At 71.5% G+C, this 21,904-nt stretch carries 20 protein-coding genes; 5 read left to right on the forward strand and 15 right to left on the reverse strand.

The features are described 5' to 3' along the window. From ACFPQ9_RS33670 to fabG, 10 genes are all read right to left on the reverse strand, one after another. Nucleotides 1–3,288: amino acid adenylation domain-containing protein (locus ACFPQ9_RS33670; RefSeq protein WP_380861971.1), on the reverse strand; the 3,288-nt coding region annotated here is incomplete at its 3' end. A 67-nt stretch (nucleotides 3,289–3,355) separates the two neighbouring features. Next, entirely contained in the window at nucleotides 3,356–4,378 is a 1,023-nt protein-coding gene (gene sbnB / locus ACFPQ9_RS33675) for a 2,3-diaminopropionate biosynthesis protein SbnB (protein ID WP_380861973.1), read from the reverse strand. After that, the gene (sbnA, locus tag ACFPQ9_RS33680) at nucleotides 4,372–5,385 is read right to left on the reverse strand and encodes a 2,3-diaminopropionate biosynthesis protein SbnA (RefSeq protein WP_380861975.1); all 1,014 of its coding nucleotides are present in this window, start codon (nucleotides 5,383–5,385) and stop codon (nucleotides 4,372–4,374) included. The genes sbnB and sbnA overlap by 7 nt, the downstream gene beginning before the upstream one ends. Beyond that, the gene (locus tag ACFPQ9_RS33685; protein ID WP_380861977.1) at nucleotides 5,382–6,779 is read right to left on the reverse strand and encodes a condensation domain-containing protein; all 1,398 of its coding nucleotides are present in this window, start codon (nucleotides 6,777–6,779) and stop codon (nucleotides 5,382–5,384) included. Before ACFPQ9_RS33685 ends, sbnA begins: the two co-directional genes overlap by 4 nt. A gap of 3 nt (nucleotides 6,780–6,782) precedes the next feature. Further along, entirely contained in the window at nucleotides 6,783–7,028 is a 246-nt protein-coding gene (locus ACFPQ9_RS33690) for an acyl carrier protein (RefSeq protein WP_380861979.1), read from the reverse strand. Between the two features lie 66 nt (nucleotides 7,029–7,094). Continuing rightward, nucleotides 7,095–8,051 (reverse strand): beta-ketoacyl-ACP synthase III, encoded by a 957-nt coding sequence (locus ACFPQ9_RS33695; RefSeq protein WP_380861981.1) that lies wholly within the window; start codon nucleotides 8,049–8,051, stop codon nucleotides 7,095–7,097. Between the two features lie 72 nt (nucleotides 8,052–8,123). Continuing rightward, nucleotides 8,124–9,098 (reverse strand): TauD/TfdA family dioxygenase, encoded by a 975-nt coding sequence (locus ACFPQ9_RS33700; RefSeq protein ID WP_380861983.1) that lies wholly within the window; start codon nucleotides 9,096–9,098, stop codon nucleotides 8,124–8,126. A 64-nt stretch (nucleotides 9,099–9,162) separates the two neighbouring features. Beyond that, nucleotides 9,163–10,098, reverse strand: a complete 936-nt coding sequence (locus ACFPQ9_RS33705; protein ID WP_380861985.1) for a TauD/TfdA family dioxygenase — start codon at nucleotides 10,096–10,098, stop codon at nucleotides 9,163–9,165. Nucleotides 10,099–10,149: 51 nt separating this feature from the next. Beyond that, a complete protein-coding gene (locus ACFPQ9_RS33710) occupies nucleotides 10,150–10,875 on the reverse strand; it encodes a thioesterase II family protein (protein ID WP_380861987.1) in 726 nt (241 codons plus the stop codon). A 38-nt stretch (nucleotides 10,876–10,913) separates the two neighbouring features. Further along, the gene (gene fabG, locus ACFPQ9_RS33715; RefSeq protein WP_380861989.1) at nucleotides 10,914–11,681 is read right to left on the reverse strand and encodes a 3-oxoacyl-[acyl-carrier-protein] reductase; all 768 of its coding nucleotides are present in this window, start codon (nucleotides 11,679–11,681) and stop codon (nucleotides 10,914–10,916) included. Nucleotides 11,682–12,301: 620 nt separating this feature from the next. Between fabG and ACFPQ9_RS33720 the strand changes: the two genes are divergently transcribed. From ACFPQ9_RS33720 to ACFPQ9_RS33730, 3 genes are all read left to right on the forward strand, one after another. Beyond that, the gene (locus ACFPQ9_RS33720; protein ID WP_380861991.1) at nucleotides 12,302–13,075 is read left to right on the forward strand and encodes a calcium-binding protein; all 774 of its coding nucleotides are present in this window, start codon (nucleotides 12,302–12,304) and stop codon (nucleotides 13,073–13,075) included. A 64-nt stretch (nucleotides 13,076–13,139) separates the two neighbouring features. Then, nucleotides 13,140–13,916 (forward strand): calcium-binding protein, encoded by a 777-nt coding sequence (locus ACFPQ9_RS33725; RefSeq protein WP_380861993.1) that lies wholly within the window; start codon nucleotides 13,140–13,142, stop codon nucleotides 13,914–13,916. Between the two features lie 300 nt (nucleotides 13,917–14,216). Next, nucleotides 14,217–15,482: a cytochrome P450 family protein gene (locus ACFPQ9_RS33730; protein ID WP_380861995.1), complete on the forward strand. Its 1,266-nt coding sequence runs from the start codon at nucleotides 14,217–14,219 to the stop codon at nucleotides 15,480–15,482. On the opposite strand, the gene ACFPQ9_RS33735 is transcribed toward ACFPQ9_RS33730, so the two are convergent. The 5 genes from ACFPQ9_RS33735 to ACFPQ9_RS33755 are packed head-to-tail and all read right to left on the reverse strand — an operon-like array spanning nucleotide 15,483 to nucleotide 19,614. After that, a complete protein-coding gene (locus ACFPQ9_RS33735) occupies nucleotides 15,483–16,850 on the reverse strand; it encodes a cytochrome P450 (protein WP_380861997.1) in 1,368 nt (455 codons plus the stop codon). Further along, nucleotides 16,847–17,485 (reverse strand): GTP-binding protein, encoded by a 639-nt coding sequence (locus ACFPQ9_RS33740; protein ID WP_380861999.1) that lies wholly within the window; start codon nucleotides 17,483–17,485, stop codon nucleotides 16,847–16,849. Before ACFPQ9_RS33740 ends, ACFPQ9_RS33735 begins: the two co-directional genes overlap by 4 nt. After that, nucleotides 17,463–17,822 carry a DUF742 domain-containing protein gene (locus ACFPQ9_RS33745; RefSeq protein ID WP_362952110.1) on the reverse strand — a complete coding sequence of 120 codons (360 nt, stop codon included), beginning with the start codon at nucleotides 17,820–17,822 and terminating at the stop codon, nucleotides 17,463–17,465. The genes ACFPQ9_RS33740 and ACFPQ9_RS33745 overlap by 23 nt, the downstream gene beginning before the upstream one ends. Then, entirely contained in the window at nucleotides 17,819–18,232 is a 414-nt protein-coding gene (locus ACFPQ9_RS33750) for a roadblock/LC7 domain-containing protein (protein WP_380862001.1), read from the reverse strand. Before ACFPQ9_RS33750 ends, ACFPQ9_RS33745 begins: the two co-directional genes overlap by 4 nt. Continuing rightward, nucleotides 18,229–19,614 (reverse strand): ATP-binding protein, encoded by a 1,386-nt coding sequence (locus ACFPQ9_RS33755; protein WP_380862003.1) that lies wholly within the window; start codon nucleotides 19,612–19,614, stop codon nucleotides 18,229–18,231. Before ACFPQ9_RS33755 ends, ACFPQ9_RS33750 begins: the two co-directional genes overlap by 4 nt. Before the next feature lie 286 nt (nucleotides 19,615–19,900). Between ACFPQ9_RS33755 and ACFPQ9_RS33760 the strand changes: the two genes are divergently transcribed. Both ACFPQ9_RS33760 and ACFPQ9_RS33765 read left to right on the forward strand, forming a co-directional pair. Beyond that, complete coding sequence (locus tag ACFPQ9_RS33760) at nucleotides 19,901–20,857, forward strand: AraC-like ligand-binding domain-containing protein (protein ID WP_380862005.1); 957 nt, start codon at nucleotides 19,901–19,903, stop codon at nucleotides 20,855–20,857. A 164-nt stretch (nucleotides 20,858–21,021) separates the two neighbouring features. Then, nucleotides 21,022–21,834, forward strand: coding sequence for an endonuclease/exonuclease/phosphatase family protein (locus tag ACFPQ9_RS33765; RefSeq protein ID WP_380862238.1), 813 nt, complete (start codon nucleotides 21,022–21,024; stop codon nucleotides 21,832–21,834). Nucleotides 21,835–21,904: the final 70 nt, after the last annotated feature.

Raw genomic sequence — 21,904 nt, forward strand, 5'->3', positions numbered from 1 at the left:
CGCCTCACGCAACCGATGCGCCAGACGGTTCGCGCGCACGTCCAACTCCGCGAACGACAGCGTCTCCTCACCCGAGCTCAGCGCGACCGCCTCGGGCCGCCGCGCCACCTGCTCCGCGATCAACTCCGGCACGGAGACCTCGCGCACCGGCACCCCGGAGTCGTTCCAGAGGCGAAGGAGGCGGTGTTCGTGGACGGTGGTGAGGTCGATCGCGGAGAGCGGGGCGCCGGGGGCGTCGACGACGGCCTGGACGAGGCGGACGAAGTGGTCGGCCATGCGCTCCACGGTGGACTGCTCGAAAAGCGAGGTCGCGTACTCGAAGGCCCCGGTGAGGGATCCGTCGGCATGCCGCCAGACGAACAGCGTGAGGTCGGTCTTGGCCACCCGCCAGGCGCCCTGGAAGGCGTCCATGAGGACACCGTCGGTGGCCACCATGGTCGCGCCCTCGTCCTGGAGGTCGAAGGCCACCTGGTAGAGCGGGGTGCGGGACAGGTCGCGGACCGGCTGGAGCTCGTCCACCAGCCGTTCGAAGGGCAGTTCCTGGTGGGCGAAGCCGGAGAGCACGGTGTCCTTGGTGCGGACGAGCAGGTCGGCGAAGGTGGGGTCGCCGGCCAGGTCGCAGCGCAGGACGAGGGAGTTGAGGAAGAACCCGACGGTGTCCTGGGTCTCCGGGCGCAGCCGGCCGGTCACGGGGCTGCCGACGCCGAAGTCGTCCTGGCCGCTGTAGCGGGCCAGCAGGGCCGCGAAGGCGGCGAGGAGAGCGGCGTACGGTGTGGCCCCGTGCTGTCGGCCGATGCCGCTGAGGGCGTCCGCGAGGCCGGCGGGCACGGAGAACCGTACGCCCTGGCCGTGTCCGTCGCGGTGGGCCGGGCGGGGCCGGTCCGTGTGCAGCTGGAGTTCGGGCATGCCGCGCAGGGCGGACTTCCAGTAGTCGAGTTCCCGATCGAGGACCGCGTCGTCGGAGCGGGCGGCCTGCCAGGCGGCGTAGTCGCCGTACTGCACGGCGGGGGTGGGCAGTTCGGGGGTGCGGCCCTCGTCGGCCGCGGTGCACAGCTCGCGTATCTCCCGTTCCAGGACGACCGTGGACCAGCCGTCGCTGGCGATGTGGTGGACGGTGACCAGCAGGACGGGGCCGCCGAGCGGGACCCGTACCAGCAGGGCACGCCACAGCGGGCCGTCGGTCAGGTCGAAGCCGCGGCGGAACTGTTCACCGAAGAGCCGCTCCAGGTCGGCCTCGCCGGCGTCCTCCACGCGGAGTTCGACGGGAGTTGCGTCGACGACGACCTGGCGGGGTTCCTCGCCCTCGAGGACGTAGCGCGTGCGCAGGGACTCGTGGCGCTGCTCCAGGGTGTCGAGGGCGGTGCGAACGGTGGCCTCGGTGGTGCCGGTGGGCAGTCGCAGGAAGAGCGGGGCGACCCACTCGGGGCTGCCGGGGTGCATACGGTCCAGGAACCAGAGGCGGTGCTGGCCGAAGGAGAGCGGCAGCGGTGCGCCGCGGTCCACCGGGACCACCTCGGGTACGGAGGGCCGGGAGTCCTCGATGAGACGGGCCTGCGCCTCCACGGTGGACGCGCCGAACAGGCCGCGCAGCTGGACGTCGTCGCCGGACGCCTTGGTGAGGGCGACGGCGAGGCGGGTCAGGACGAGGGAGGAGCCGCCGAGGGCGAAGAAGTCGTCGTGCACGCCGACGTTCTCGACCTGGAGGAGCTGCTCCCACACGTCGGCGACGAGGCGTTCGGCGGGGGTGCGCGGTGCCACCCGTGCGGGGCTGTCGTCGGACGCGGCGGTCTCGGGGGCCGCCGGGTCGGGCAGGGCGGACCGGTCGACCTTGCCGTTGGCGGTCAGCGGGAAGGCGTCCATGGGCACGAACTGGGCGGGGATCATCGACTCGGGCAGCCGACGCCGCAGGAAGCTGCGCAGTTCGTCGCGGGGGATGCGGCGGCCTGCCACGAGGTGGGCCACGAGCCGGGTGCCCGCGGCGGCGGTGTAGGCGCCGACGACGGCTCCCCGCACATCGGGGTGGGCGTGCAGGGCGGCCTCGACCTCGGCCGGTTCGATGCGGACGCCGTTGACCTTCACCTGGTGGTCGACGCGGCCGAGGTAGGCGAGGCTGCCGTCGGAGCGCCAGCGGGCCAGGTCGCCGGTGCGGTACATGCGGCTGCCGTCGCCGCTGTGCGGGTCGGGCAGGAAGCGCTCCGCGGTCTGTGCCGGGCGGCCGGCGTAGCCGCGGGCGAGGCCGGTGCCCGCGGCGTACACCTCGCCGACGACGCCGATGGGCACGGGGTCGAACTCCTCGTCCAGCACGTAGACGCGCAGTCCGTCGAGGGGACGGCCGATGGGCACGGCCTCCGTGTGGAGCGCCGGGTCGAACTCCTGGGCGGTGACGTCGACGGAGCACTCGGTGGGCCCGTACGTGTTCCACACCGTGGCGCCGGTCGGCTCGCTCAGCCGGCGGCACAGCTCCGCGTCGAGGGCCTCGCCGGCGGAGAACACCATCCGCAGCCCGGTGCACTGGGCCCAGCCGGGTTCCTCGGTGAGCAGTCGCAGCACCGACGGGACGCCCTGCAGGACGGTGACGCGCTGCTCGGCGACGGTGCGCACCAGCAGGGCCGGGTCGGACTCGGCGCCCGGCGGCGCCATCACCACGGTGCCGCCGGCGACGAGCGGCGCGAACAGCTCCAGGGCGGCGGCGTCGAAGGTGAGGACCGTCTTCAGCACCATCCGGTCGTCGGCGCCGAGGCCCTGCCGTGTCACCGTCCAGGACACCCTGTTGGCGATGCCGGCGTGCTCCACGAGCACCCCCTTCGGGAGGCCGGTGGAGCCGGAGGTGTAGGTGAGGTAGGCGGCGTTCGCGGGATCGGCCGCGGGCGGCTCGGGGGCGGTGTCCGCCTGGGTGTCGAGGCCGGTCTCCGGGTCGTCGAGGAGCAGTACGGTGCTCTCGTTCAGCCCCTCGGGTGCCGTACCGCGCACCGCCAGGACCAGCCGGGCGCCGCTGTCCTGCACCATCCAGGCGGTCCGCTCCGCGGGGTGGGCGGCGTCCAGCGGCACGTAGGCGGCGCCCGCCTTCCACACTCCGAGGAGGACGGCGGGCAGGTCGAGCCGGCGGGGGAGGCTGACCGCGACCCGCTCCTCCGGGACGACGCCCCGGTCCCGGAGCAGCCGCGCGATGCGGTTCGCGTGCCGGTCCAGCTGCTCGTACGTCATCGTCCCCTGGGTGTCGTCGACCGCGATGGCGTGGGGGGTACGGGCGGCTTGACGGGCGATCAGTTCGTGCAGCGGGACAGACATCTCTTCTCCAGAGGTGTTGATCAGGTGCGGGTCTGCGGTGCGGGGTGGCCCTCGGGCAGGACCGTCCCTACGGCGTACGGCGGGGCAGGAACCCCTCGACGGAGGTGCCGATGCCCCGTGCGCGTGCCTCGTCGCGGACGAACCGGGCCAGCGCCAGGTCCAGTACGCCGAGACCGAACGGGGAGAACACCACCGGCCGGCCGTCCTGGGGAACGGGTTTCGCGGTGCCCCTCAGCAGCGCGCCGATGGAGGCGTGGATGAAGTCCCGGCCGCCGGTGTGCTCCTGCGCCAGGTGCGGTGAGGTCTTCTCGCGGCACACATGGTCCGGATCGTCGACGACGTTGTGGGCGCCGAGGATCGCCGGCACGGTCAGGTCGCGCAGCGAGACGTGCAGCACGACCGTGCCGGGCGGGCAGGCGTCGAGGCCGGTGTGCGGGGTGGCGGCGGTGGTCGCGAAGGACACCAGGTCGTGTGCGGCGAGTGCCTCGTCGAGGCTGCCGCAGTGCCGTACGTCGGCGCCGGGCAGCAGCCGGGCGTGGTCGGCGGTGAAGCGGGCGGCCCGCTCCGGGTCCGTGTCGTACACGGCGAGCGAGTCGAGGTGGGGGTGGACGACCGCGAGGAAGCGGAGCACCTCCCGGTTGATGACGCCGGTGCCGACGAGGGAGATGCCCGTGGGCCGACGCCCGTCGAGCAGGAGCCGGGAGGCGAGCGCGGCGGAGGCGGCGGTGCGCCGGGCGGAGATGAGGGAGCCCTCGATGAGCGCGTCGGGGTGCCCGGTCTCCAGGGAGTTCAGCAGGATCGCGGCGCTGGCGCGCTCGTGACCGCTTGCGATGTTGCCGGGGAAGGACGAGATCCACTTCATGCCGGCGACCTCACCACCCGGTGTCTCGTCGCCGGCCGCGGTGCCGAGGTAGCCGGGGAGGCCGATGATGCGGTCGCGGGGGCGGTCGGGAAAGCGCAGGAAGACGGAGTGCGGCAGTACGGTGCGCCCCTCGTCGTGGCGTTCGTAGGCCTCGGCGACGAGGTCCACGATCTGCTTCTCGTGTCCGCTCAGGAGCCCGGCCACTTGCCCGTGTTCGATGATCAGCATGCGCCCACCGCCATGAAGAGATCGGGTTCCTGCCACAGATGGGAGACCTCTCCGAAGTGGGCGCGCACCCAGTCGTCGGAGTAGATCGAGTCGAGGTACCGGTCGCCCCGGTCGGGGAAGATCAGGACGACGTTGCGGCCGGCCGGGATGCGGGCCGCGAACTTGCCGAGCGCGGCCGTGACCGCGCCGGAGGAGCCGCCGGCGAGGATCGCCTCGCGGTCGGTGAGGGTGCGGCACCCGACCACGGACTCCAGGTCGGAGACGTGCACCACCTCGTCGGCCAGTGTCGGGTCGAAGAGGGCGGGCCGCACCGCCGCGCCGTGTCCGGGCAGCAGTCGCGGTCCCGATGCCCCGCCGAACAGCACGCTGCCCAGTGCGTCCACGCCCACCAGGGTGGTGGGCAGCCGGTGTTCGCGGATGTAGCGGGCACAGCCGGTGAGGGTGCCGCCGGTTCCGGTGGAGCAGAACAGGTAGTCGACGCGGCCGTCGAGGGCCTCGGCGATCTCCCGCATGGTCCGCTCGTGCGCCAGCGGGTTGCGCGGATTGGCGTACTGGTTGGGCCAGTAGGCGCCGGGGATGGATGCGACGAGTTCGCGTACCCGCTTCAGACGCGTCGGCAGATAGGCCCGCGTCTCGGGGTCGACCTCGGTGACCATGTCGACGGTGACGCGGTAGGCCCGCAGGATGGCCAGGTTCTGTTCGGTGGTCTTCGGATCGACGACACAGATGAAGTCGATGCCGAAGTACCGGCAGATCTGCGCCATGCCGATGGCGAGGTTGCCGGAGCTGGACTCCACCACCGTGGACCGGCCCGGCACCAGGTCGCCGCTGCGGATGCGGCCCAGCAGCATGGAGAGCGCGGACCGGTCCTTGACGCTGCCGCCCGGGTTGAACGCCTCCAGCTTGGCGAAGACGCGGGAGCCGAACCGGGGCAGCAGGCCGGTGAGTTCCACCAGCGGCGTGTTGCCGACGCCGTCGAGGATGCCGTGGAGCACGGGAGCGGTCATGAGACGGCGCCGGGGTGCCCGCCGAGGGCGAGCAGGGCCCGCTTGTCGTCGCCGTCGGTGAGCTGGATGCGGCCTACGGGGCGGTCCGCGTCGTCGGCTGCGGCGGTGAGGAACCGTACGTACTGGTCGAACAGCCGCTCCATGGTGGACCGTTCGAAGAGTGCCGTGTCGTAGCGCAGGGCGATGGTGAGGCCGTTGGCGTCACGGGTGACCTCCAACGACACATCGCACTGGCCTTCCAGGTGCGGGATCTCCAGATAGGTGACGGTGACGCCGCCCACCAGCATCGGCACGCCGGCGGCGGCGACCTCCATGCCGCCGTCGAAGCGTTCGGTGGAGACCATCGTCATGGCGATCCGGTACAGCGGCCCGTCGTCCACGGCGTTCTGGGCGACCAGCGGGAACGGGTAGGTGGCGCGTGCCGTGGCCTGCCGTATCCGGTCCGCGGCGCGGTCGATGACGTCGCCCAGGGAGGCGTTCCTGTTGATCTCCGCGCGCACCAGCACCGGGTTGACGTAGTAGCCGACGACCTCGCGGGCCGCGGCGCGGCGCACGGACGCCGGGCAGGCGATGAGGAAGTCCCGCATGCCGGTCCAGCGGTTCACCAGCGCCTGGAGCGCGCCGAGCGCCACCGCGAACTGGGAGACCTCCCGGTCGGCCGCGGCGCGCCGGATGCGTTCCGAGAGCGCGTCGGGCAGCCTGCGCACCAGGCTCGCGCCCTTGCTCGCCGGTACGGCCGGACGAGGCCGGTCGGTGGGGAGTTCGGCGGCCTGCGAGCCGGCGCACTGCTCCCGCCAGAAGTCGGCCTGGCGGGCGCCGCGCGAGGAGTCCAGCAGGGTGCGCTCGGCCGCCACGAAGTGGTCGAAGTCGGTGGCCGGCGGCTCCAGCCGGGGGTCCCTGCCCTCGGCGAAGGCCGCGTAGGCGGCGAGCAGGTCGCGCCAGAGCAGCCACTGGGACAGGGCGTCGCTGGCGATGTGATGGGTGACGACGAGCACCACGGCATCCGCGCCGCGCCGCAGCAGCACGGCCCGGAACGGGCCCTCGTCGGTCAGGCGGAACGGCGCGGCGACCTCCGCGTCCACCATCCGGCGGAGCTCCTCGTCATCGGCGCCGGCCACCTCGCGGACGGTGAGGCGCCCGGTCTCGCCGGGCGGCAGGACACGGCGCCGCGGGCCGTGCTCGGTGTCCGCGTACACCGAGCGGAGCATGGGGTGCCGCTCGGTGACCGCGTCGACGGCCCGCGCCAGGATCTCGGGATCCGGCGCCGGCTCCATGCGGACACCTCCCGCGAGGTGGTAGGTGGAGCTGTCGGGGGCCAGGCTGTGGAGGAGCCACAGTCCTTCCTGGCCCACCGACAGGGGCAGCGCCCCGCTCCCGGAGTCCGTGTGGGTCATGCCTCAGACTCCCGCCTTGTACGCCATGAGGAAGTCCGCGACATCACTGACCCTCAGCAGGTCTCCGACCTTGTCGTCGGGCACCGACAGACCGAAGTTTTTTTCCACCGCCGCCAGCAGGTCGATGCGGGTCAGAGAGTCCATGCCGAGATTTTCGAAGCTGGCGTCGGCGGTGACCTCGCCCTCCAGATCGGGGGCGGTGCGCAGGGTGAGGTTGATGATCTCGACGATCATTTCGTCTCTGGTCATGGTCGTTCCGTCTCTGTGTGAAGTGAGGGTGAGGAGTTGCGGGCGGTGAGCGGGACGGCAGGGCCGTCAGGGCATGTCGACGACCTGGCCGGCGTAGGTCAGGCCGGCGCCGAAGCCCAGCAGCAGGACCTTCTCGCCGGGGGTGGCGCGGCCGCTCTCCTTGAGGCGGTTGAGCGCCAGCGGCACGGAGGCCGCCGAGGTGTTGCCGGTGTCGACGACGTCGTTGACGACGCGGTCCCTGGGCAGGCCCAGGTTGTCCGTCAGGGTGCGGATGATCCGGTTGTTGGCCTGGTGCGGCACGAACCAGGCGATGTCCTCCAGGGCGACCCCGGCGGCCGCGCACGCGCGGTGGGCCACGTCCGGCATGGTGGCCGTCGACCACTTGTAGACCAGGGGGCCGTTCATGGTGACGTACTCGCGGCCGTCGTCCTTCTCCATGATGCCGAGCACTTCGTGGCGCGCGCCGTCGCTGCCCCACACCGCGGGGCCGATGCCGGCCTTGTCGGAGCGGGAGACCACGGCGGCGCCGGCGCCGTCACCGAAGATGACGAAGGTGTCCGGGTCGTTGGGGTCGATCCACTCGCTGGTCCGCTCGGCGCCGATGACCAGCGCGTGCCGCGCTTCGCCGAGCCGTACCGCGTTGGAGGCCATGGCCAGGGAGTAGGTGAAGCCGGCGCAGACCGCGTTCAGGTCGTAGGCGCCGGAGTTCGGCAGGCCGATGCGACTGGCGACCTCGGGTGCCACACCGGGCATACGGACGCGGCGGGTGGCGCTGGCCACGATCGTGAGGTCCACCTCGGCCGGGTCGATGTCGGCCTCGACGACCGCCTTCTCTCCGGCCGCCGTCGCCATCGCGGCGATGGTCTCCTGCTCGTCCGCGTGGTGGCGGGTCTTGATGCCGGTGCGGCTCTCGATCCACTCCGGGGAGACGGTGGTCCGCCTCGACAGTTCCTCGTTGGCCACGAGGCGGGCGGGCCGATAGACCGCGAGAGCGGCTATGCGTGATCCGTGTGTGGTGAGCATCTCTCTTCCCAACTGCGGGTCGGCTGGACGGAGTTGTACAGATCGGACTGCGGCGGACCGGTGTACGGCCGCTCAGGCCCCGGACGGCTCCGCCATGGCCACGGCGATCCGCCGGGGCCCGGTGAACGGCTCGCGGGCGTGCGCGGCGAGCATGTTGTCGACGATCAGGACGTCGTCGCGCTGCCAGTCGAAGCGGACGGACGCCCCGCGGTAGCAGCCGCGAAGGTGGTCCAGCACGTCGTCGGGGATGGTGCCGCCGTCGCCGTAGAACGTGTGCGTGGGCAGGTCCGTGTCCTCGAAGATCGCGCGCAGTCCGGCGCCGACCTCTTCGGGCAGCGTGCTGGTGTGGAAGAACGTGGCGTGGTTGAACCACACCTCCTCGCCGCTGACCGGGTGCCGGTGCACCGCGCGGCGGACCGCGGTGGTGCGCAGCCCTCCGTCGGGCCGCCATTCGGCCTCGATGCGCCGCTCCGCGCAGTACGCGACCACGGCGTCCCGGTCGGAGGTGTTGAACGCCTCCTGCCAGGGCACGCCGAACCCGGTGTGGAAGTTGCGCACCACTTGCCAGCCGCGCGCCTCGAACTCGGCCCGCACCTGCGGGTCGATCGCGGCGAGGACCTGCCGGATGTCGGCGAGCGGCGTCGCGCCCCGGGTGGTGGGCGGCTCCACGCAGTAGAAGTACAGCGAGCGCGGCCACACCGCCTGGTAGGAGTTCTCGTTGTGCAGGAAGATCTCCTCGGCCGGCGGGTAGTCCGTCGACGTGTAGACCTGGCCCTTGATCGTGGAGCGGGGCGAGGAGCGTTCGGCGTAGGCCAGCGGGGGCGTGCCGGAGAAGGCACGTACGGTCTGGTCGAAGCCGTCGACACCGCCCACGTCGAAGCCGCGCAGCAGCAGCGCCCCGCGCTGTGCGAGCACGTCGCGCAGTTCGGCACGGTGCTCGGTGAGGTAGGCGTGGATGCCGGTGCCGGGGGCGTCCGGCCGGCACAGGCCGGGCACGGTTCCACTGCCCAGCCAGCCGGCAGGGGTCTCTTCCGAGGTGATGCTCATGGTCAACTCGCTTGGTCGTGGCGGCGTCTGGGAGCGGGAGGCCCGGTTCGGGGACCGTGGAGGGTCAGTCGGACATCGCGACCAGCACGCGACGGTCGCCCGTGTAGGGGCGTCGGCCGTGCGCCAGCAGCAGGTTGTCGATGAGCAGCAGGTCGCCGGCGCGCCAGTCGACGTCGACGGCGTGGTCCAGGCCCCGGTCGCGGATCTGCAGCACGTACTCGGCGGGGATGGGGCTGCCGTCGGCGAAGGTCACCGACTGCGGCAGCTCGTCCGCGGAGAGGATCCGCGCGAGTTCCTTCGCGGTCTCGTCGCCGAGGCCGGCCGGGTGCCACTGGTCGGCCTGGTTGAACCACACTTCGGTGCCGGTCACCGGGTGGACGGTGGTGGAGGGCCGCAGCGACTCGACGCGCAGGCTGCCGTCGCGCCGCCAGGTCCACTCGGCGCCGGCGTCCTTCAGGAACGCCTCCACGTCGGCCCGGTCGGACGTCTCGAAGGTGTCCTGCCAGCTCTTGCCGAGGCCGTAGCCGTCGTGCAGGTTCTGGACGTAGCGCACCCCGCTCGCGAAGGCGTTCCGCACCTCCGGGTCCAGCGACTCGAGCCACAGCGCCGCATCGAGCACGGGGGTGGCGCCGCCTCCACCGGGGGTGATCTGGCAGAAGAACGCCAGCCGGGCCGGCCAGGCGTGGGCGTAGCTCATCTCGTTGTGCATCGAGATCGTGAACTCCTGCGGGTACTCCGTCGAGGTGTACACGTTGCCCCCGACCTTGGTGCGCGGCGAGTTGCCGTGCACGTAGGCCAGGCGGTTCGGCAGCAGCCGGTCCAGCACCGGGTCCAGGGTGTCGGGTGTGATGCCGAAGCCGCGGAACACCAGCGCCTTCTCCCGCGTCAGCGCACCGGTCAGACCCCCTTCCAGGGCGTCCACGCGCCGCAGCAGCTCCTCGGGCCCGCCGCCCTCGGCCGCCTTGATCTCCGTCGGTGCCCAGGCCGCGGTACTCGCCATGTCACCTCTCCTTTCGCTGTCGTCTGGGTGCGTTGGGTACGGGGCGCCGGTTCAGGCCGGCCGGGCCACCGGGAGTCGCGCGAGGCGCTCCGCGATGTCCGCGGTCAGCTCCGCCTCCCGGGGCGCGAGGTAGAAGTGGTCGCCGGGAAAGGAGCGCACGGTGAAGTCGCCCTCGGTCAGCTCCGACCAGGCCTCGACGCCCGGCCGGGTGACCCCTGGGTCGCGGTCGCCGACGTACGCGACGATCGGGGCCCGCAGCACCGGCGGCCGCTGTCTGTCGTACGTCTCGATGAGCCGGTAGTCGGCCCGCAGCACCGGCAGCAGCAACTCCCGCAGCTCCGGTACGGCATAGGCGTCGCCGCCGAGGGTGCCCAGCCGGGTCACGCCCGCCACCAGCACGTCGTCCGCCGCCCGGTGCAGCGCGGTGGCCCTGGTGCGGTGCGGCGCGACACGGCCGGAGAGCAGCAGCAGAGCCGGTTCGGGGCCCCCGGCCGCGGGGTCTTCCAGGCGTAGCGCGACCTCGTAGGCGATCGCGGCGCCCATGCTGTGACCGAAGAGGACCAGCGGCAGATCACGTTCGGGGGCGAGCGCCTCGGAGATCCGGCCGGCCATGTCATCCATCGTCTCGACGCACGGCTCGTCCATCCGCTCCTGGCGGCCCGGGTAGCGCACCGCGAGGAGTTCGACGTCGGCCGGCAGCCGGGACGCCCAGCCGTGGAAGAGGCGGGCGTTGCCGCCGGCGTGCGGGAAGCACACCAGGCGCACGCGCGGTGCCATCGCTGTCGGATAGCGGCGGTACCAGATCCCCGGTGCGGTCACAGCGCCATGCCGCCGTCGATCCGGACCACCTGGCCGGTGATGTACGCGGCCTGCGGCGAGACCAGATAGGAGACGAGGGAGGCGACCTCGTCGGGGGTGCCGAAACGGGCGAGCGGGATGCGGCCCATGGCGTCCTTGGCGACCGACTCGGGGACCCCGGCGACCATCTCGGTGTCGATGAACCCGGGGGCGACCGCGTTGGCCCGGACGCCGTAGCGCCCGAACTCCTTGGCCAGCGCCTGGGTGAGGCCGATGATGCCGGCCTTCGACGCGGAGTAGTTGGTCTGCCCGGCGTTGCCGACCACGCCGGCCACCGAGGACAGCGTCACGACGGTGCCCTCGCGGCGTCGGATCATCGACCTCACCACGGAGCGCAGCAGGTTGTAGGTCCCGTCGAGGTTGGTGCGCAGCACGGAGTCCCACTCGTCGTCCTGCATCAGCGCCAGCGGCCGGTCTCGGGTGATGCCTGCGGACGTGACGACCGCGGTCACCGGGCCGAGGCCCGACTCGACGTCGGCGACGAAGGCCCGCACGCCGACCCGGTCGGCGACGTCCACGCGCCGGGTCAGCACCCGGCGGCCCGCGGACTGGATCTCCTTGGCGACCTGCTCGGCCGCGCTCTCATCGGATCGGTAGCAGATCGCGACGTCGAAACCGTCGTTGGCGAGCCGGGTGGCGACCGCACGCCCGATCCCCCGCGACCCTCCGGTCACCAGCGCCACTTGCCCGGACTGCTCCGGCATCTCTTCCCCAAGTTCCGGCATCTCTCCCCCATCCATTCGGATGGGTCGAGCGTGTGTTCGCGGGCTATATCTGGCCTATACGGCACCCTGCATCCGGCAGCCGACCACGCCCCGCGTACGCCGGCCACACACCGGCAAAGGCACACATCCTCGCCGCCGGGTACTCCGTGGGCGCCCGTCTCCCCGCTGGTCACCAGGGCCGTGTCCGGTGACGGCGGCGCGTGCGAGGCGGAGGCGTGATCGACCGCCCGCCGTGCGCGGCCGGCCTCCGGGGTCCGCGGCCCGGAGCCGTCCCACCTCGGCAGCCGGTGGCTGAATCCAATGTTCCGCCCAACGCTCCTCCATCACCCGGCCATGGATAACCGGGCGCGAATCAGCTTTACCCAGCGACTAATTGAATGCGGTAAAGGTGAATCGTGAATTGACGCAGCCGGGGCCGGCCAGGGCGACGATCCGCGCGTGGAAACCGTGTATTCGGCAATGGCGCTAATTCGGCTTCAGCACGGCTTCGCATCCCGGCATGCTCTGGATGCCCGGGCGCCAGGGCCGATCACCGGTCGAGCAGGCGTCGGCCGTCGCGACGGAGAAACAATGCGCACGGCTGCGAGATCGGAATTCAGCATCCTATTCAGGAGCAGATCATGAAGCGAACGTATCACCGCACCGCGGCAGTTCTGGCCACGGTGTGCGGTTCCACTCTGTGTCTCACGGGCGGGGCCCTCGCGGCCGGCGCACCCACGCCACACATTCTCGCCACGACGCTGGTGAACAAGACCGGCACCACCATCACGGTCACCGCCGGAGTCGGACGGGGCAACACGATCAGCGTCTGGCAGTCGGGCAACAGCATCAGAATCAGAGACACCGGAGACACGGTCGCACCGTCCGGCGACTGCACCGCCGTCAGCACGACCGAAGTCGCCTGCAGGGCGGGCGACACCACCGAACTCGTGGTCAACGCCGGCGATCAGGACGACAACGTCACCTCCTCGCTGGCTGCCGTCGGCGTCACCCTCATCGGCGGTGCCGGCGACGACAGCCTCTACGGCGGATCCGCCAACGACACCCTCGAAGGCGACGAGGGATCCGACTTCCTCTCCGGCGGCGGGGGCAACGACACGCTCACCGGAGGAGCCGCGGCGGACAGGATCTTCGGCGGCTCCGGCAATGACTCCGTGGAGGGACGCGGCGGCTCGGACATCGTGGACGGCGGTGCCGGCAACGACGTGATCTACGGCGGCGGCGGCAACGAGCAGATCGTCGCCGGCGCCGGCAACGACTACGCCGAGGGCGGCAGCGGCCGGGACACCATCGACGCCGTGGACAACGTCAGCGGCAACGACTACGTCGAGGGCGGCGCCGACGCGGACGCCTGCCGCGCCGACCTGGGCGACAACGTCAGCGGATGCCCCTGACCGGCGCGAGCGAGCAGCACGCCCCTACCCGTACACGGCGAGACAACACGAAAGGCGGGCACCGATGAGAACACGAGGCATCTGCACCACGGTGGTGGCGATCGGCGCACTCACCTGCGCCCCGCTGACCGCGGCCTCCGCCGCGCCCGGTGCGGCCCCCGGCGGGGCCCTGGCCGGGACCACGGTCGTGCAGGAGGTGGGCGACATCCTGGTCGTGACGGCCGCCCAGGGTGTGGCGAACGACATCACCGTCCGGCGTCAGGGCAACGTTGTCGTGGTGACGGACGCGGGGGACACCGTCTCGGCCGTCGCCCCGTGCGAGTCGACGGGGACACACACGGCGGAGTGTCCGCTGCCCGTCGCGTCGATCCGGGTCAACGCCGAGGACGCCGATGACAGCGTCAGCATCTCCCCGAACCTGGAGGCCGCCGGAACGGTGTTCGGCGGTGCGGGTGACGACCGCCTCAACGGTGGCCCCCGGGCAGACCGGCTCGTCGGCGACGACCCGGCCGCCACCGGACTGCGGGCGACGCCGGGCAACGACACCATCAACGGCGGCCCCGGCAACGACACGATCTCCGGGCTGGCCGGCAACGACACCATCAACGGCAATGCCGGCAACGACACACTCAACGGCGACGACGGCAACGACACCCTCGGGGGTGACCAGGGCAACGACACCCTCACCGGGGGCCGCGGCAACGACACACACATCGGGAGCGAGGGCAACGACACCCTCAACGCGGTGGACAGCGTGATCGCCAACGACAGCCTCGACGGTGGCCTCGGTTTCGACACCTGCAACCGCGACACCGGCGACACGGCCATCAACTGCCCCTGATCAACCACCGTCCATGCGGCCGGCGGTGAACCTCGACAGGCCGCGGGTCCAGTTCTCCGGAAGCGCCTGTGTCCCCTGGGATGTTCGGATGGGGCGCGCCGCCGGACAGCCGCACCGGCTGTCCGGCGGCAGGACGACAGCCGCCGCCTCACCCGCTCTCCGATCCGACACCCCGGACCGTAGGGCGCGGGCCGACCGCCGACTTGCCTCCGCGCGCAAGGAAGTTGTCCCCGTGCGCAGCACGCGGGGACGGCTCTCACCCGCACACGCTACGTTCAAGTAGCTTTACGGTTCGTATCGATGCGCGAGCGCCAGGAGGCTTCCGTGGGACACCCCTGCCCCTTAGTGATCGACCCGACCGGCCGCGACATCCACGGCGAGGCCGCCCGGATACGCGAGCGCGGACCGGTGACCCTCGTCGAACTGCCCGACGGTGTGCGGGCCTGGGCCGTCAGCAGTCCTGACCTCCTCAAGCGCCTGCTCACCGATCCACGGGTCTCCAAGGACCCGCGCCGGCACTGGCCCCGGTGGATCGACGGCGAGATCTCCCCGGAATGGCCGCTGTTCACCTGGGTCGCGGTGCAGAACATGTTCACCGCCTACGGGAGCGAGCACAAACGGCTGCGCGCCCTGGTCTCCAAGGCGTTCACCGCGCGCCGCACCACGGCGCTCCAGCCCCGCGTCGAGGAGATCGCCACCACCCTGCTGGAGCGGGTCGAGGTGGCCGGACGGCACGGCCAAGTCGTCGATCTGCGCGAGGAGTTCTGCTATCCGCTGCCGATCCAGGTGATCAGCGAACTCTTCGGCCTGCCCGAGGAACAGGGTGCGGAGCTACGGGCCGTGGTGGACGGCGTCTTCCACACCTCCGCCACCCCGGAGGAAGTCACCGACATCTACGCACGGTTCTACGCGGCGATGGGCCAACTCGTCGCTCTCAAGCGGCGGTCGCCGGGCGACGACCTGACCTCGGCGCTCATCGCGGCCCGCGACGACGGCGACACCGGGCTGAGCGAACAGGAGCTGCTCGACACCCTGGTCCTCATGGTCAGCGCCGGCCACGAGACCACGGTCAACCTGATCGACAACGCCATCCACCTCCTGCTGACCCATCCGGACCAGCTCGCCCATGTCCGCTCCGGCCGCGTCTCCTGGGAGGACGTGGTCGAGGAGGCGCTCCGCGTGGAGGCGCCCGTCGCCAGCCTGCCGCTGCGGTATGCCGTCGAGGACCTCGTGATGAGCGAGTTCGGCGGCCCGGCCGGGACGGTGATCGGCAAGGGCGAGGCCATCCTCGCCGCCTACGCGGCCGCCGGACGTCATCCCGGGAAGTACGGCGCGGACGCCGACCGCTTCGACGTCACTCGCGCCGACAAGGAGCACCTCGCCTTCGGCCACGGCGTGCACTTCTGCCTGGGCGCTCCGCTGGGGCGGCTGGAGGCCCGTACCGCGCTCCGGGCGCTCTTCGACCGCTTCCCCGGACTCCGACTCGCCGTTCCTCAGGACGAGCCGGAGCCGGTCGACTCCTTCATCTCCAACGGCCACCGCTCGCTTCCGGTACGCCTGTCCTGATCACTCGCCCCGCCACCACACCAGCAGCCGGGCGCCCCATCCTCGCCGCACGCGGCCTGCCTCGGGGACCGCGGACGGCCGGGGCGTCGGGGCGGTGCGCCGCACGGGCGACTCCTCGCCGACGCTGGAGGGGGCGGGCGGGGCGACGGCGGCCGGCGGGAAGGTCACCGGCAGTGCGGCCGGCGCGCGGTGGAAGGGGCCCGGCCGCCAGACCAGTTCCTCCACGGGTACGGCGAGTTCGACGTCCGGAAGGCGGTCGAGCAGCTTCTCCACCGCGACCGCCGCGATCAGCCGGGCCGGACCCTGCGCCGGGCAGTTGTGCGGGCCCGCGCTCCACGCCAGGTGGGCGCGGTTGCCGGCGCGCTGGTCCGCCGTCAGGACCGGGTCGGTGTTCGCCGCGGCGAAACTGACCACGAGCGGATGCCCCGCCCGCAGCAGCGTCCCTTCGTACACGACGTCATGGATCGGATAGTGCACGCCGTAGTTGGCCATGGGCGGGTCGCTCCACAGCACTTCGTCGAGGGCTTCCTCCACCGGCAGGCTGCCCCCCGAGAGGGTGCCCGCGAACCGGTCGTCGGACAGCAGCAGCCGCAGACAGTTGGCGATCAGGTTCTGCTGGGGCTCGGTACCCGCGCCCATGAGCAGCACGAGGGTGTGCACCATCTCCTCGTCCGTGAGCTCGGCCGGATGGGCCATGAGCCAGGACGTCACATCCGGCCCGGGCCTGCGGCGCTTCAGCGTGACGAGGTCCAGCAGCGTCGTGGCGAGCAGGTCGTTGGCCTTCTCTGCGTCCACTCCGTCGAAGATCCCGGACATCCCCCGCACCAGCCGCTCCGCGTAGTCGGCGGGGCAGCCGAACAGGCGGTTGAACACCAGGAGGGGAAGCACCTGGGCGTACTCGCCGAGCAGGTCGGCCTGCCCGGCCGGGGCGATGCGGTCGATGAGCGTGTCCGCGCTCGCCTCGACGTAGCCGCGCAGGGTGGCAGGGGCCACCCGGGCCACGCTGTCGGTGATCGCGCCGCGCAGCCTGCGGTGTTCCGCGCCGTCGGCCCACAGCGCGTTCGGCCGGTACATCATCATCGGCACGACCGGGCTGTCCAGGGGTACGGTGCCGTCCGCCAAGTCCTGCCAGCGGCGGGGGTCCTTGGAGAACGTCTCGGTGCTGCGCAGCACGTGCAGGGCGGCGTCGTATCCGACGACGAGCGAGGCCCGCACTCCGGGCGCCAGTTCGACCGGCGCGATCGGGCCGACGTCGCGCAACCGCCGGTAGACGGCTGCCGGGTCGGTGGCGAACTCGGGCCCGTGCAGGGACTCGTGGGCGGGGTGCGCGGGGCAGGTGGGCGGCGGGTGGGGCGGTACGGAGGTCACGCGGTCTCCAGGTGGCCGATGGGGGTCCCCCCGCTCGAGCTGTGCCGAGAGTGGGGGAGGGTGAGGAGGTACTCGACGAGACTGATGAGAGCCCGCGTGGCCGAGACCCGGTCGCGGGCGTCGCAGCGGACGAGGGGAGTTTCGGGCAGCAGGTCGAGGGCCTCGCGCACCTCGTCGAGCTCGTACGCGGGGGCGTCGTGGAACTCGTTCAGGGCGACCGCGTACGGCAGTCCGTGCTCCTCCAGCACGCCCATGACCTCGAACGACTGGCTGAGGCGGCGGCTGTCGGCGAGGACGAGCGCGCCGAGAGAGCCCCGGGTCATGTCCTGCCACAGCCGGGTGAAGCGCTGCTGGCCCGGGGTACCGAAGAGGTAGAGCACCAGGCGGTCGTTGAGGGTGAGCCGGCCGAAGTCGAGGGCGACCGTGGTGGTCGTCTTGTCCCGCGTGCCCGCCAGGTCGTCGACGAGGGCGCCGGCCTCGGTCATGACCTCCTCCGTGCACAGGGGCCGGATCTCGGAGAGCGTGCCGACGAACGTGGTCTTGCCGACCGCGAAATGGCCGACGATCAGAAGCTTGGCCGCCGTCTGCACGCTGGGCCGCAGATAGACGTCGTCAGAGGCGGGCGCGGAGTCCATCGAGCACCTCCTGGAGGATTCGGGCGTCGGTCGGCCGGGCGGCGGGGATCGGCGCGCGGGTGACGATGTGGCCGCTGTCCATGAGATCGGCGATCAGTACTTTGGCCACACCGACCGGCAGCGACAGGTGCCCGGCCACCTCGGCGACGGACAGGGCTCCGGGCCGGCACAGCTCCATGAGCCTGCGCTTTTCCGGGTTGAGTCCGGTCAGCGGCAGATCGTCGGTCGCGATCAGCAGGGTGACCAGGTCCAGGGTGTTGCGGGTGGGGTGGGCGCGGCCGTCCGTGACGACGTACGACCGCACCAGCCTGTCTGCGGGGCGGCGCCGGGGTGTCATGCCGGGCTGCCGGTGTCCTGCCGGGCGGGGCTGGTGAGCTCCTTGCCGAGCCGGTCGACGAGTTTGTGCATGCGGTAGGTGACCGCCTCCATGTCGACGTCATCGCCGGTGGAGACGGCGAGGTAGGCGCCCTCACCGGCGGCGACCAGGAAGACATAGCCGTGCGCGAACTCGATCATGGTCTGCCGCCACGGGGCGTGCGGGGAGCCGCAGAACTCTGCCGTGCTGCGGCTGATCGACTGGACGCCGGACAGACCCGCGGCCAGCCGTTCGGCGTCGTCGCGGTCGATGTCCTTGGAGAAGGCGCGGAGCATGCCGTCGGCGGAGAGCAGGATCGCGTGACGCGCCTGCGGGACCTTCAGCACCTCGTCCAGCATCCAGCCCAACGTGTTGTTGGTGGGCCCGGTCATTCGTGGGTGTTCCCTTCGTCGTCGTGGAGCGTGTGCCGGGCGTCCCTGCCGGAGCGGGTGCCGCGTGCGAGGGCGCCCATGCGGCGGGCGTTCTCCTCGGCCGAGCGGCCGCCGACCTCTTCGGCCCGGACAGGCTGCGGGACCGGTTGCCGTGGGGAGCGGCGCCGGCGCCTGGGCAGACCGCCCGGCGTCGTCGCCTCCGCGGGTGCGGGTGTGGGGTCGGGGGCGGTCGCGGCATGGGGATCGGGAGCGGGGGCGCCCGGATCTGCCGTGGGGGTGGTGCCGGGCGAGAGCGTCTGCGCAGGGGGATGCGGGTGCGCGGGTGCGGCGGCGGACGGGGGTGCGGGCGGTTCAGCGGGAGGCACGGGCGCCTGGTCGGCGGGGTCCAGATGCGTGAGCAGGGTGGCCGGCAGGAACACCACCGCGCGTACACCGCCGTACGGGGAGAGCGTGTCCACGGAGACGCTGAACCCGTAGCGCTCGGTGAGCGCACCGATGACGGCGAAGCCGAAGCGGGGCGGGTCGCCGAGCCGGACGATGTCCAGGTCGTGGGTGCGGGCGAGCAGTCCGGCAGCGTGCTCGGCCGCCTGGCCGTCCATGCCGACCCCGGCGTCGTCGATCACCACGCAGGCGCCGTTGTGCACCGTTTGGACGGTGACCTCGACGGTCGTGCCGGGCTGCGAATGACGCGCCGCGTTGTCGAGCAGTTCGGCGACCGCCAGGACCACCGGTTCGACGGCCCGGCTCCGCACAGCGATGTCGACGTCGCCGTTGATGCGGATACGCCGGTAGTCGCGGATGCGGGAGGTGGCGCCGCGCACGACCTCGACGAGCGCGGAGGTGGCACGCTGACGGCCGGGCCACGAGCCGCACAGCACGGCGATGACCTGGGCACGACGGCCGAACTGGGCGTTGGTGTGGTCGATTTCGAGCAGGTCGCTGAGCACACCGGGGTTGTCGTGCCGGTCCTGCATCTCGGAGATGGACACCTGCTGTTCGTTCGCCAGGGCCTGGATGGAGCGCATCGACGCCTTCAAGGCGGCCTTCGCCGACTGGTCGGCGCTCGACCGGGCGTGCTCGACCGCACCGGCGAAGCGCTCCACGACACCGTCGAGACACTTCGCGAACTCCGTGTCGGCGAGCCGGGTGTCGAGCAGACCGACGGCCGGGAGCTGCTGGTGGGGCGTGTCCTCCAAGGCCGGTAGCCGGGCCGAGACGAGGTGCCGCAGTTCCTCGTCACGTGCCCGAAGGCCGTCCCCCAGTTCGGCGTTCCGTCTGCGCTGGCGTGCGGTGATGCCGCGTTCGCGCACCAGCAGCACGGCGACGGCGAACAGGCCCACGGCCAGGCACCAGAACACCGCCTCCGGTATCTGTTCCGTCATCAAGTCCTCACAGCGGGTGGCGGGTCGACGGGCAGCGCACGACGGTAGTGGCGCCTCCGCATCCGGACTTGTCCGTGCGCGCATGGAAGTTGCCGAGAGACGCACGCCCCGTTCGTGGGACCTGCCGACAGCGACCGGCTCAGCTCTGGCACAGGCCGATGAGGCCGGGACGAGTTCCGGAAACCGATTGCTGGTCCCTAGGCTGCGCCGGACAACAGTCCTCGACCCAGGGCCGTTCGGGGGTGCTCCCGAGGCCGTCGGGGGACGTCGCAGCAAAGGGGATGCGTTGCCCACGGGAAGTTACGTCGTGGAGACGACGAGGACCGCCGAGGTCGGAGCCCGCGAGCAGACCGATCTGTGGAGTGCGCGCGTCGGGGCGTACCAGACCAGGATGGACTACAGGTACGCCCGCGCCGAGGGCTTCCGCGGCGAGATGATCCGGCAGGGCAGCGACAGCTACCAGGTCGTCACCTGGTACAGCGACCAGATCGAGTACGCCCGCACACCGGGCCTGATCCGTCAGATGCCCGACCCCGACTACCGGCTCCTCTTCCCTCTCGCCGGCGAACTGCTCATGCGACAGGACGACCAGGAGGTGCGGCTGACGCCGGGCACGGGCAGCCTGATCACTCTCGGTGCACCCTTCGAGATCCTGCACGGCGCGTCCCTGCGCGGGGTCATCATGTCGATCCCGGCCCAGGAGATCGACGGTCCGCTGAACCGGAAGGCACCGCTGGCCACGGGGCTCGATCTGACCAAGGGGCTCGGCCGTGTGGTGCACTCCATGGTGCGCGGCCTGAACGACGAGCGCGGCCATCTCACCACTTCGCAATTCGACGCCGTCTGCGACCGCGTCGTCGAGCTGCTGTGCATGCTCGCCTGCGGCGACGACCGCCCCGACGTCCCCGGGCAGCTGACCGAGGTGGAGGCGGTGGTCCGCCGCCATGTGCGCGAGCACGCGGCCGACCCCGACCTGTCCGGTGCCTCCATGGCCCGTGCCCTCGGCTGGTCCCTCCGCCAGATCCAGCTCGCGCTCCAGCACGTGGGCACCACGCCTCGGGATCTGATCCGCGAGGAGCGCCTGCGCCTGGTCCGCGAACGTCTCCTGCGCGCCGACTGCGCACACATGACGATCACGGACCTGACGTACGCCTCGGGCTTCACCTCGGCGAGCGCGATGAGCACGGCCTTCCGCCGGCGCTTCGGGGTGAGCCCCCGGGAGATGCGCACCAAGTCTCGCTGATCCCGCCCGCACACGGATGTTGTCCCGCCCCATGTGCGCCTGACTTGCACGTTTCTACGGTGCGCCCACACGTGACCGTCCGTAGAGCCAGGTCATCTTCTTCCGTGGCTCAGCACGCGCCCGCATCCTGGTTCCCAAAGGGAGGAGATCACGTGCCGCAGGACATGGGAGTGACGCGCCCCCGACCGGGGGCTCTGAGCGTCATGACGTACAACCTGAAGGTCGCCCACGCCACCGGCAGCAACCGCTGGGCCGTGCGGCGCCCGGTGATGCGGGAACTGCTGCGCAGGGAGCGCCCCCACGTCATCGGCACTCAGGAGGGTCGCTACCGGCAGCTGCGGAGGATCGGGAAGGAGATCGGCCCGCACTACGACTGGATCGGCATCGGCCGCATGGGCGGCAGAAAGGGCGAGTTCGCGGCCGTCTTCTACGACACTGAACGTCTGAAGCCGATCCGGTTCGACCACTACTGGCTCTCCGACACGCCGTCCGTGATCGCCTCCAACACCTGGGGCGCGGACCTGCCGCGTGTGGTGACGTGGGTCCGCTTCAGCGATCTCGCTCGCGAGGGGCAGGAGTTCTACGTCCTCAACACCCACCTGGACCATCGGAGCCAGTACGCGCGCGAGCGCTCGGTGGAGCTGATCGGCGAGACGATCGCCACCTTCGACAGCTCGTTGCCGGTCGTGGTGACCGGCGACTTCAACGTCGCAGCCCACGACAACCCGGTCTACGACGCGATGTTGGCCCTCGGCCTCGTGGACACCTGGGAAGCGGCGGTTGCCCGCAGCCCGCTGTACGCGACGTTCAACGGCTTCCGACCGCCGGAGCCCGGAGGCCCGCGCATCGACTGGATCCTCACCACCCCCGGGGTGACCACCCACTGGGCGGCGATCAACACGTATGCAGTGAATGGCCGGTTGCCGAGCGACCACCTGCCGGTACAAGCGACGCTTGACCTGGGACAACATCACTGATGTCGGCTGATGGGCAGTCAGCGGGACTGCCGGTACGGGCTCTCGCGCATACCGCTGCGCCCCGGGCTCA

The organism is Streptomyces coerulescens (assembly GCF_042657965.1).
Classification (GTDB): Bacteria; Actinomycetota; Actinomycetes; order Streptomycetales; family Streptomycetaceae; genus Streptomyces; species Streptomyces coerulescens.